Annotated in this window: 9 protein-coding genes; 1 reads left to right on the top strand and 8 read right to left on the bottom strand. The window is 45.9% G+C overall.

Features of this window, described 5'->3' with window-relative positions; genetic code table 11:
* Positions 1-54: 54 nt before the first annotated feature.
* Positions 55-1,632 carry a glutamine-hydrolyzing GMP synthase gene (gene guaA / locus JK628_RS07730; RefSeq protein WP_202288941.1) on the bottom strand — a complete coding sequence of 526 codons (1,578 nt, stop codon included), beginning with the start codon at positions 1,630-1,632 and terminating at the stop codon, positions 55-57.
* Between the two features lie 121 nt (positions 1,633-1,753).
* Positions 1,754-3,226 carry an IMP dehydrogenase gene (gene guaB, locus JK628_RS07725; protein ID WP_202288940.1) on the bottom strand — a complete coding sequence of 491 codons (1,473 nt, stop codon included), beginning with the start codon at positions 3,224-3,226 and terminating at the stop codon, positions 1,754-1,756.
* Between the two features lie 120 nt (positions 3,227-3,346).
* Between guaB and xseA the strand changes: the two genes are divergently transcribed.
* Complete coding sequence (gene xseA / locus JK628_RS07720) at positions 3,347-4,684, top strand: exodeoxyribonuclease VII large subunit (RefSeq protein ID WP_202288939.1); 1,338 nt, start codon at positions 3,347-3,349, stop codon at positions 4,682-4,684.
* Positions 4,685-5,562: 878 nt separating this feature from the next.
* Here xseA and JK628_RS07715 read toward each other — a convergent pair.
* From JK628_RS07715 to ispG, 6 genes are all read right to left on the bottom strand, one after another.
* Positions 5,563-5,901 (bottom strand): cytosolic protein, encoded by a 339-nt coding sequence (locus JK628_RS07715; RefSeq protein WP_202288938.1) that lies wholly within the window; start codon positions 5,899-5,901, stop codon positions 5,563-5,565.
* A gap of 423 nt (positions 5,902-6,324) precedes the next feature.
* Positions 6,325-7,800 (bottom strand): ribosome biogenesis GTPase Der, encoded by a 1,476-nt coding sequence (gene der, locus JK628_RS07710; protein WP_202288937.1) that lies wholly within the window; start codon positions 7,798-7,800, stop codon positions 6,325-6,327.
* Positions 7,801-7,894: 94 nt separating this feature from the next.
* A complete protein-coding gene (gene bamB / locus JK628_RS07705; protein ID WP_202288936.1) occupies positions 7,895-9,082 on the bottom strand; it encodes an outer membrane protein assembly factor BamB in 1,188 nt (395 codons plus the stop codon).
* 11 nt (positions 9,083-9,093) lie between these two features.
* A complete protein-coding gene (locus JK628_RS07700; RefSeq protein ID WP_202288935.1) occupies positions 9,094-9,714 on the bottom strand; it encodes a YfgM family protein in 621 nt (206 codons plus the stop codon).
* 14 nt (positions 9,715-9,728) lie between these two features.
* A complete protein-coding gene (hisS, locus tag JK628_RS07695) occupies positions 9,729-11,003 on the bottom strand; it encodes a histidine--tRNA ligase (RefSeq protein WP_202288934.1) in 1,275 nt (424 codons plus the stop codon).
* A gap of 139 nt (positions 11,004-11,142) precedes the next feature.
* On the bottom strand, positions 11,143-12,258 hold the full coding sequence (ispG, locus tag JK628_RS07690; protein ID WP_202288933.1) for a flavodoxin-dependent (E)-4-hydroxy-3-methylbut-2-enyl-diphosphate synthase: 1,116 nt from the start codon (positions 12,256-12,258) through the stop codon (positions 11,143-11,145).
* Positions 12,259-12,261 lie beyond the last annotated feature (3 nt).

Below are 12,261 nucleotides of genomic sequence, written 5' to 3'. Positions count from 1 at the left end.
CAAAATAAAAAAGGTGCCGAAGCACCTTTTTTTGGGGTCATTATAAGCGGAAGATTATTCCCACTCAATCGTTGCAGGTGGCTTACCTGAAATATCGTAAACGACACGCGAAATGCCATCGATCTCATTGATAATTCGATTAGATACACGACCTAAGAAGTCATAGGGCAGATGTGCCCAATGCGCTGTCATAAAGTCGATAGTCTCTACCGCACGTAAAGATACAACCCAATCGTATTTACGGCCATCGCCCATGACACCTACTGAACGCACTGGTAGGAACACAGTGAACGCTTGGCTCACTTTATTGTATAGGTCGGCATTGTGTAGCTCTTCGATGAAAATCGCGTCGGCTAAACGTAGTAAGTCGCAATACTCTTTCTTCACTTCGCCTAGAACACGTACACCAAGACCAGGTCCTGGGAACGGGTGACGATAAAGCATGTCGTATGGCAGACCTAACTCTAAACCAATTTTACGCACTTCATCTTTAAACAATTCACGCAGTGGCTCAACTAACCCCATCTCCATATCATCAGGCAATCCGCCAACGTTATGGTGTGACTTAATCACATGAGCTTTACCGGTGGCGCTACCTGCAGATTCAATCACATCTGGGTAAATAGTGCCTTGAGCAAGCCATTTAGCGTTAGCGCATTTCTTTGACTCTTCATCGAAGATCTCTACAAATACACGACCAATGATCTTACGTTTTGCTTCTGGATCTGCTTCGCCAGCCATCTGCTCTAAGAAACGATGCTCAGCATTGACGTGCACAATGTTAAGGCCAAAGTGATCGCCAAACATATCCATCACTTGATTGGCTTCGTTCAAACGTAAAAGACCGTTATCAACAAATACACAAGTCAACTTATCGCCAATTGCGCGATGCAGCAGCATAGCCACTACCGATGAATCTACACCACCAGATAAACCCAAAATAACTTCATCGTTGCCGATCTGTTTTTTAAGCTTCTCAATTGCGTCTTCAATAATTGATGACGGTTTCCAATTCGCAGGACAGCCACAGATCTCTAATGCGAAATGCTCTAGCATACGCTTACCCTGGCGAGTGTGGGTCACTTCAGGGTGAAACTGTACGCCGTAAAACTGCTTATCTTCATTAGCCATAGCCGCAAATGGACAAGTTTCAGTTTTAGCGACAGTGACAAAACCTGCAGGGATCTCTGACACTTTGTCGCCGTGGCTCATCCATACGTCAAGCAGTGGTTTGCCTGTTTCACTGATGGCATCTTCGATGCTTTTGAACAGTGCCGATTCAGCTTGCACTTCAACTTGTGCGTAACCAAACTCACCCTCACCCACACCTTGAATCACTTTACCGCCAAGTTGCTCAGACATGGTTTGCATGCCATAACAAATTCCAAGTACTGGAACGCCAGCGTTAAAGACATATTCTGGGGCACGTGGAGAGTCTTTGGCAGTCACACTTTCGGGACCACCGGCTAAGATAATGCCGTTAGGTGCAAAACCACGAATTTGCTCTTCGGAAACATCCCAAGCCCAAAGTTCACAATAAACACCGATTTCACGAATACGGCGGGCAATCAACTGGGTGTATTGAGATCCAAAATCCAGGATGAGGATCTTATGCTCATGAATATTGCTCATGGGGTACCTTATCTTTATATTTTTATTTAACGATTATCTTTGTCGGTTAATGGCTGCCGTCTGTTAGCCAGCCTTTAACACATAAATAAAAGGCGACAATAACTGTCGCCTTTATCAAACCTTAAGAGCCTGAACGATAGTTCGGCGCTTCTTTGCTGATGGTCACATCGTGCACATGAGACTCGCCCATGCCTGCTGAGGTAATTTTCACAAATTCTGCTTTTTCATTAAGATCTTTAATAGTCGCACAGCCGGTTAAGCCCATGCATGAACGTAGACCGCCCATGTGCTGGTGAATGATCTCTTTAAGCTTACCTTTGTAAGCGACCCGACCTTCAATACCTTCTGGTACTAACTTGTCTGCTGCATTATCGCTTTGGAAATAACGGTCAGACGAACCTTGTGTTTGGGTCATTGCACCAAGAGAACCCATACCGCGGTATGACTTATAAGCACGGCCGTTATATAGCTCAGTCTCACCAGGCGCTTCATCAGTACCGGCAAACATAGAACCGGCCATGATGCATGATGCGCCCGCAGCTAATGCTTTAGCCAAATCACCAGAGAAACGAATACCGCCATCAGCGATAACAGGAATATTAAGATGCTTAACCGCTTCAGCTGCATCAGAAACAGCAGTAATTTGCGGTACACCCACACCAGTAACGATACGAGTAGTACAGATAGAGCCAGGACCAATACCGACTTTAACCGCGTTAACACCGGCTTCAACTAGGGCTATTGCGCCTTCAGCTGTTGCAACGTTACCGCCAACAATTTGTAGGTCAGGATATTTGGCGCGAGTATCACGAATACGCTGCAGCACGCCTTCAGAGTGGCCATGAGATGAATCGATGAGCAGTACATCAACACCAGCAATAACAAGCGCGTCAACGCGCTCTTCATTACCAGGACCAGCACCAACCGCAGCACCAACACGTAAGCGACCTAACTCGTCTTTACAGGCATTAGGCTTACGCTCGGCTTTTTGGAAATCTTTAACTGTGATAAGACCTTTAAGCTTAAAGTTACTGTCAACGACCAGCACTTTCTCAACACGGTGAGAATGCATCAGCGTTTGAACTTCATCTAGCTTAGTCCCTTCAGGAACAGTCACTAGACGATCTTTAGGGGTCATCACCTGATCTACAGTACGGCTCCAATCAGTAATAAAACGCACGTCACGGCCAGTAATAATACCGACAAGCTCATGTGCATCATTCACGACTGGGTAACCCGCAAAGCCATTTTTCTCAGTGAGAACTTTAAGATCGGCAAGGGTGGTCGTTGGCGTCACAGTCACTGGCTGCTGAACAATACCCGCTTCGTAAATTTTAACTTTGCGAACTTCTTCAGCTTGTTGCTCAATCGTCATATTCTTATGAATAAATCCTAAACCACCTTCTTGAGCAATCGCAATTGCTAAGCGTGCTTCTGTGACGGTATCCATCGCAGCAGACACAATAGGCGTGTTTAGTTCTATCTTATTTGTTAGACGTGTTTTGAGAACGGCAGTATTTGGGAGGACGGTGGAGTGCGCTGGAACTAGCAACACATCATCAAACGTTAGCGCTTCTTTCTTTAATCTTAACATGCAACATCTCCCCAAGAGAGTAGGATTTAGAGGTGAAATATTGCGGCGAGATTATACCTTGCATATCTGGGTTGGTAAATGGAAAATAGGCATTAATTAGCATTTGTGTGTAAATAAATCATGAAAACCTCAAAAAACAATGTTTATACCGTCTCTCGGCTCAATGGTGAAGTCAGACAACTTCTTGAGGGACAGTTAGGCCGAATTTGGCTAAATGCTGAAATTTCAAACTTTGCCGCTCCCGGTTCTGGCCACTGGTATTTGACCCTTAAAGATAACTTTTCGCAGATCCGCTGCGCGATGTTTAAAGGGAGAAACCAAGCGGTGACATTTCGCCCAGCCAATGGTCAGCAAGTTTTAGTCAAGGGTAACATTAGCGTTTATGAACCAAGAGGTGATTATCAGTTACTGATTGAATCGATGCAGCCTGCAGGCGATGGCTTATTAGCCCAGCAGTATGAAGCGCTGAAAATGAAGCTCGCGGCTGAAGGTATGTTTGCTGCAGATACCAAGCGACCATTACCGAAAAATATTCAACGCATTGGCGTGGTCACCTCCCCTACTGGCGCGGCGATTCGCGATATATTACATGTACTAGCCCGCCGTGATTCATCTGTTGAGGTCATCATCTACCCAACGGCCGTGCAAGGCACTGAGGCCGCATTGAGCATTTGCAACGCAATTAATCTAGCCAACACCCGCGCAGAGGTCGATGTCTTGTTAGTGACCCGTGGTGGTGGATCATTAGAAGATTTATGGAGCTTTAACGATGAAGGCTTAGCTCACACCATCTATAACAGTGGTATCCCGGTGGTATCCGCCGTTGGTCATGAAGTTGATACCACTATCAGTGATTATGTCGCCGATCTGCGCGCCCCGACGCCATCGGCCGGTGCAGAGTTGTTATCCAATGATGCCGACAACAAGGCGCAAAAGTTAACTGCGGTATTATCTCGATTGAAGCAGAGCTGGCAGCATTACCAGCTAAAGCAGCAAAATCAGCTGCAAACAGCTGAACACCGTCTGCAAAAGCAAGATCCACAGCGACGCTTGCAAACCTACGAGCAAACCTTCGATGAGATGCAGCTCAGACTACAAAAAGCACTGCAATCAAAACTGCACGCTTTGACACTAAAACAGCAGCAATTAAGTAATCGACTCGACAATCAATCTCCGCAACATCGTTTGGACCTAGAAAGTCAACGATTGAGCTATCTTGGTGACAAGCTAACCACACTAATGACCGATAAGCTTGCCATGAGCGAGCAACGCCTCGCTCATCGCGGCCAGCAGTTAGACACAGTGAGTCCACTGGCGACATTGAGTCGAGGCTATAGTATTACCTTGAACGGTAAAGGTAAGGTGCTACAGACAGCTGACGATACCATTGTGGGGGACACGTTAACGACGCGTTTGCGGGATGGAAGTGTGACTTCAACGGTTATTGAGGTGAGTTAACCTGTTGTGCTTTGGTTCAAACTTCGTTTTATATTTAACATACAGCTAATCAAACTTCGTTTGACCTTATAGTTAGACTACGTCTAACAACTACAATAATGGGATTCCATCCCATACCTGGGCAAGGAGGACTGCTCGTCCTTATCCTCCTTGCATCCACCATGAGCCCCGACGAAGTTACATGCATTAGATACGGGCCTCATACTCCAATAAAAATCGCCTAACGGCTCAGATGGGACATCCATGTCCCCCCAAGCCTGAACCATCATCTGATAGGCAGGATGCCTGAATGTCTTGAAGTGCATGGATGCACGGGAAAGACCATGATGGCTCCACGGCATTGTTATCTACGCACTTCGGCAACTTCGATGGGGAATGGCTGTTTTCTATTAGTTTTGCGAAACGGTGGCTTTTGTGTTCTTTAATTAAAAAACTCAAATGCCGAGAGTTTACGCTTTTATAACCCAGTGTAGATGCAGCTGAGGCCATCGGTTTCAGGGCCAATTCTGTTCCTTACAGAATTTGGCATTTCCTCCATCCCTGGAGGTCTGATGAAACCGCAGAGCGGCCATGGCCAATTCTGTTCCATACAGAATTTGGCATTCCCACCGTCCTTGGAGGTCAGACGGCGCAAAGCGTGCCTCAGTTACGTCTGCACATACGCCGACCGCAGGTCATTGGAACCGCCATTGTTAAAAGCTAGCTCATTTTGCCCCATTCCTTGCTAGGGATACAGCTCGCCAGTTAACCGCAGCATTGCTTTTATTATTGAAGCTAGGATCCGGCTCCATTCGATTCGCACCCTGTTAATAAACGAAGCGCTTGCAGATGAACGGCTAGGGATGCCAATTCGCTGATTTCAACTTACTGAATAATTTTCAGTCCATTCGGGTAATAAAGGTTTGCTCGTTATCCACAAAAGCCACAAAGCCGCCGTGATAGATAAACACCCGACCACGCCCCTCAACTAGGCAGGCAAGCTGTGGGTTCAAATCTTCTTCGTTATCCTGACTTTGAAATGAGCCAGTATCGGTGATTACGCCGCTGAGTGTAGGCAAATATCCATAAGTACGCTTGGCTTGATCAATCAGGTTCAATTCGCTGGCGGTAGAGAAGCAAAAGGGAATCTCACCGGCTTCTTCGATAAATATATTTTTCAGTTCTTCAAAAGCTGTAATCACAAGCCAGTCGATGCCGTTAACATGATGGATAAACATAGAGTTTCTCGGTAATTCTGATGCGGAGATTTTATCACTATCAGAGGAGAACGTAGTAGTGATTTAGTTGCTAAAGGCGGTAATTCTGTGCCATTAGCGGACATTCACTAGGCCAACTTGAAATACGTTTTTGTCCAATAACGAGCTAGGCCTTTAGTCATATTTCAAATAAGTACAAGGGAGGCAACTTCGCCAGGGCGGCAGGTGCGATCCAAGAGGGGTTGCTGTTGACCCCTTCTTGGCCAAGTGTAAGCTGGAAGCCCACGACCTTTATCAAGCAGAGCTTTATTAGCTCAACCTCTTTTGTAAAAACAGAAATTAACCTTTAAAACCCAAACCCCAAGCAACAAAAAAGGAACCCGAAGGTTCCTTTTAGTCACTAACTTAGCAATCAAACTCGATCATCAAGCGATAAGCAAAGAGTTAATCTTCATTCTTCTTGTCACGAATATGCGATGTCATACGCTTACGACGACGCTCTTGACCCACTGTCAGCTTCTTAGTGTGCAGACCCTCGAACGGGTTAGCACCATCTTGGAAGCGAATTTGGATCGGCGTGCCCATCACTTTAAGTGAACGACGATAGTAGTTCATCATATAGCGCTTGTATGAATCAGGTAGCTTCTTAACTTGGTTACCGTGAACAACCACAATAGGAGGGTTGTAACCACCGGCGTGAGCGTATTTAAGCTTAACGCGGCGACCATTTACCAATGGCGGCTGGTGATCGTCTTGTGCCATCTGCATGATACGGGTCAACATAGCGGTACTTACACGATTAGTAGCACTGTCGTATGCTTCTTCAACCGACTCATATAAATGACCAACGCCAGTGCCGTGCAAAGCAGAGATAAAGTGAATACGGGCAAAATCGATAAAACCTAAACGTCGGTCAAGTTCGCTCTTAACACGATCCTTAACGTCTTGATCGATTCCATCCCACTTGTTGACGGCGATCACCAATGCACGACCAGCGTTTAGGGCAAAACCTAAAAGACCAAGATCTTGCTCAGCGATACCTTCACGGGCATCGATAATAAGCAGTACCACGTTACAGTCTTCAACCGCTTTAAGCGTTTTAATGACCGAGAACTTCTCAACGGTTTCATGCACCTTGCTACGACGGCGTACACCCGCAGTATCAATAAGTACATACTCACGACCTTCACGTTCCATTGGAATGTAAATACTGTCGCGTGTGGTGCCAGGTTCGTCATAAACAACAACGCGCTCTTCACCCAAAATACGGTTAGTTAGCGTTGATTTACCCACGTTAGGCTTACCAATAATGGCAAGTTTAATCGGCAAGTCCTGCAGACGTTTCTGCTCAGCTTCCGCTTCCTCTTCCGTGAATTCACGCTCCTCTTCGTCCTCTTCGCCTTCACCCTGCTTAACGATACCCATCGCTTCAGCATATGGCGCCAACGAATACTCAATCATGTTGGTTACACCACGACCTTGCGCCGCTGCCATTTGGTAAACTTCACCAAGACCCAGCGACCAAAACTCTGCACAAGCTGAATCGGCATCGATACCATCAACTTTATTGGCAACAACGAATGTGGTTTTCTCACGGCTACGTAAGTGCTGTGCAATTGCCAAATCGGCTGCGGTTAGACCAGCGCGAGCATCGGTCATAAACAGGACAACGTCAGCTTCTTCAATCGCCGCTAACGACTGCTCAGCCATGCGGGTTTCTATCCCCTCTTCAGTGCCATCAATACCACCAGTATCGACCACAATGAACTCATAGCCAGCCAAGAATGCTCGGCCGTACTTACGATCCCGAGTTAGCCCAGGAAAATCTGCCACTAAGGCATCTCTGGTACGGGTAAGTCGGTTAAAAAGGGTCGACTTACCAACGTTTGGTCGCCCAACAAGGGCCACAACAGGAATCATTTTTATTGCCTCTATTACTAATTACTATATTTCTATTAACTAAAAAGCCCCCGGAATACACATCCAGGGGCCTTATCATCTCAAACAACTCGGCTTACGGAAGTGTAACTCGAACCACTTGTCCACCACGAGTCTGCACATACAAGTTGTCATTGACAACAAGCGGCTGACTGTACAAACCTGTGCTATCTACTTGAACACGACCAACTATTTTGCCGTCAGACTTGCTTAAAAAGTGTAGGTAGCCTTCAAAATCACCAACTACAACATAGTCTTTAAATGCAACCGCTGCAGTTAAGTTACGGTTTGCCAGCTCAACATTACTCCATAACTCTAGACCATTTCGTCTATCGACAGAGTAAATACGGCTATGATCATCAACCACAAACAAGCTCGCACCTGAATAGGCTAATTCATGAAAGCTTGAATACTTACGAGTCCATACAACACGACCGGTACGCATCTCCATTGAGACAAGGTTACCGTTGTAACTCACCGCGTATAGGTTTTCACCCACGAGCAATGGCTGCATGTCAACATCGGCCATACGAGAAAACTCGTTACCGCCTGCAGGCGTATAGATCGCTTGTTGCCATGCTGCCTGGCCGTTGGTTTTAATCACGACTGCAATTTTTCCATCGGCAGTACCGACAAAAAAACCACCCGCATCAAAGGCTGCCGAGCCAGTACCACGTAGGGTTAACGTTGGCAGTTGGTTTTCATAAACCCAACGCTTTTCGCCATCATCAACATTAAAGGCTTCTAGTGTACCAGAACCTGTATTGACGACCACAATGTCTTCGCCAACCGTCGGTGCTGATAACACTTCACCACCAGCGATAACATGCCATACTTTTTCACCAGTCTCAGCATCAAACGCCGCAACAAGGCCGCTTTCCCCGCCCACAAAAACCTTGTTTCGAGCGGCTGTAACACCACCAGCTAAACGAGCGCCTTTGTTTTTAGCTAGGATATTATCCCTAAAAACGGAGCTAAAATCTTGTTCCCACGCTTTTTTACCCGTCGCTTCATCAAATGCAACGACTTTACCGTAGCGATCAGCAACATAAAGTTTATCATATCGCGCAGCCGGACGTAGACGTGAATAGTAATCGCCTACCCCATCACCTACATTAGCGCTCCAGTTAACTTCAGGGAAAACGCTTGCTTCAATTTCTGTAAGCTCAGCAATGGGCTCTTCTTCGACATCATTCGATGAACACGCAGACAGCATACCTATGCTCAATCCACATGCGAGCAGTGTTTTGCACCAAGACTTCATGGGCAGATTCCTTATGCCTTGTTCAAATTATCAAGCTTCATTTGCAATGTTGGACTACTCATAGTGCCACCATTTTCTACCGCAGCTTGATAGGCAAGCTTAGCCTTGTCGGTATCACCTTGGCGAACCAAGAAATCACCTTTTAATTCATCTCTCTGTGCCGCTGAAGCAACATCTTTAATCTGCTCTAGCGTAGTAATCGCTGTCGCAAATTGACCTTGCTCTGCTTGTACACGTGCTAGACGGATAGTGGCAACGAGCACGATACTGCTATCTGCATTGACCGCTATTACATTTTTAAGTGTCGCTTCTGCCTTTTCTAAATCACCCGTTTCAACAGCTGATTTCGCCACCATAAGCTCTAATAAAGACTGATAGCCTTTTTGACCATGCTCTTTAGCAAACGTATCAGCTGCGCTAAGCATTGCTGCATCCGCTGTATTTTGACTACTTAGGGCCTGAAAAGACTCTGAGGCTGCTTCCGCTTGAGCTATCTGGTAGTCGGAATAATAGTTCCAACCAAATAATCCACCTAAACCGACAACAGCACCTACGACAACTGAGCTACCGTAATCTTTCCAGAACTGTTTGATAGCATCTACTTGTTGCTCTTCTGTGCTATAGACTTCCACGTGTACTTCCCCTTTTAAATCAGTTCTGCAATATAAGTCGCCAACGCATCTCGGGCAACTAATTCTTGTGCTTTATCTTCACGAAGGTACTTTACTGCAACTTGATTATTGGCAAGTTCATCTTCACCAATCACAAGCGCCACAGCGGCACCGCTTTTATCTGCTCGCTTCATCTGTTTTTTAAAGTTACCGCCACCGCAATGGCTCATCACTCTCAAATTTGGCAAACTTGTTCTTAATTCTTGCGCTACCTTTATCGCTTCAACACGACAGTTATCACCCATCGCAGTGACGTATACATCAACTGCAGGTTTAACGTCTTTATCTAGCTCAAGGGTTTCTAGCAATAACACAATACGCTCAAGACCCATAGCAAAGCCGACTGCAGGCGTTGATTTGCCTCCAAGTTGACCCACTAAACCATCGTAACGACCGCCTGCTAATACTGTGCCCTGTGAGCCTAAACTTGATGTCACCCACTCGAATACTGTGCGGTTATAGTAATCTAAGCCACGCACTAGACGAGGATTGATTGTGTATTGGATGCCAACAGCCTCTAAGAGTTCACATAAATGTGAAAAATGTGAACGAGTCTCTTCGCCTAAATAGTCCATCAACGCTGGAGCATCAGCCAAAAGTGCTTGAACAGCCGCATTTTTAGAGTCTAAAACTCGAAGAGGATTACTGTACATACGGCGTTGACTGTCTTCATCGAGCACATCTTTATGCTGCTCTAAAAAGGCAATCAAAGCATCGCGGTATGCTGCACGCTCTTCGCTATCACCTAGGGTATTCAGTTCCAGTGTGACATGCTCCGAGATCCCCAGCTTTTTCCAAAGCATGGCGGACAGCATCAAGACTTCTGCATCGATGTCTGCACTCGGGATGCCGTAAACTTCAACACCAAACTGGTTAAATTGACGATAACGACCCTTTTGAGGGCGCTCATGACGGAACATAGGTCCCATATACCAAAGACGTTGCTCTTGGTTATACAGTAAACCGTGCTCGTTACCCGCGCGTACAGTTGAAGCGGTGCCTTCTGGGCGCAGCGTTAAGCTATCGCCGTTACGATCTTCGAAGGTGTACATCTCTTTTTCAACGATATCAGTTACTTCACCGATTGAACGTTTGAAAAGGTCGGTACTTTCTACGATAGGTGTACGAATTTCGCTATAACCGTATGCACTGACAGTATCTCTAAGAACGGTTTCAAGTTTTTGCCATATAGGACTTTGGGTCGGCAGAATGTCGTTCATTCCGCGGATCGCTTGGATCTGTTTTGCCACTATTCGACTCGCCAAATTTGCTGTTTAAAAAATAAAAAACGCCTCGCATTATAGGCGTTTCAATACTAAACGTAAAATGGGTGCTTTGACCCACAAAAAATCACAAGTCGCCAAGGCTTACTTGTGATTAATAAACGGTTTACTTGCTTACATCTTGCGCTGGAATTCTTGCTTCATTCATGGCGACTTTGGCACGAATTTTAGCTTCTAGCGAATCAACGATATTATTATTATCAAAACGCTCTTTTTGACGCACACCGTCTTTATAGTAGCCGCTCATGCGGTTACCGCCTGTCAGCCCTATATCGGAGATAAGTGCTTCACCAGGACCGTTGACCACACAACCTATGATAGAAACATCCATTGGGGTAACAATATCTTCAAGGCGCTGCTCTAATTCGTTAACCGTCGAGATAACATCAAACTCTTGACGAGAACATGACGGGCAGGCAATGAAGTTAATCCCGCGCGAACGGATCCGCAAAGACTTAAGAATATCAAAACCGACTTTAATCTCTTCAACAGGATCGGCTGCAAGTGATATACGCAGCGTGTCACCAATACCATCAGCCAGCAACATACCTAAGCCGACAGCTGATTTAACTGAACCTGCACGTGCACCGCCCGCTTCAGTGATGCCTAAGTGAAGTGGCTGTATTATCTGCTTAGCCAGCAAACGATAAGATTCAACCGCTAAAAATACGTCCGATGCTTTAACGCTAACTTTAAACTGGTCAAAGTTAAGCCGGTCGAGAATATCGACATGACGCATCGCAGACTCTAGCAGCGCTTCAGGTGTTGGCTCTTTGTACTTGTCCATTAGCTCTTTCTCTAATGAACCACCGTTGACCCCAATTCTGATGGGGATGTTTTTGTCGCGCGCGCATTCAACAACACTGCGAATACGCTCTTCGTTACCGATATTACCTGGATTAATACGTAGGCAATCTACACCGTATTCAGCCACTTTAAGGGCGATACGGTAATCGAAATGAATATCGGCAATTAATGGGATATTGGTTTGTTGCTTAATAAGTTTAAACGCTTCTGCTGCATCCATCGTCGGTACGGATACACGCACAATGTCTGCGCCAACTTTTTCCAATGCGCTAATTTGCGCTACAGTCGCAGCAACATCAGTGGTGCGAGTGTTAGTCATCGATTGCACAGCGATAGGTGCGCCGTCGCCAATCGGTACATCGCCAACATAAATGCGGCTTGATTTGCGTCTAATTATTGGAGATTCGTTATACATCGT

The sequence above is a fragment of the Shewanella sp. KX20019 genome, assembly GCF_016757755.1.
In the GTDB taxonomy this organism is placed as follows: Bacteria; Pseudomonadota; Gammaproteobacteria; order Enterobacterales; family Shewanellaceae; genus Shewanella.
Note: the sequence above shows the minus strand (reverse complement) of the source record. Positions and strands in the feature narration are given on the sequence as shown.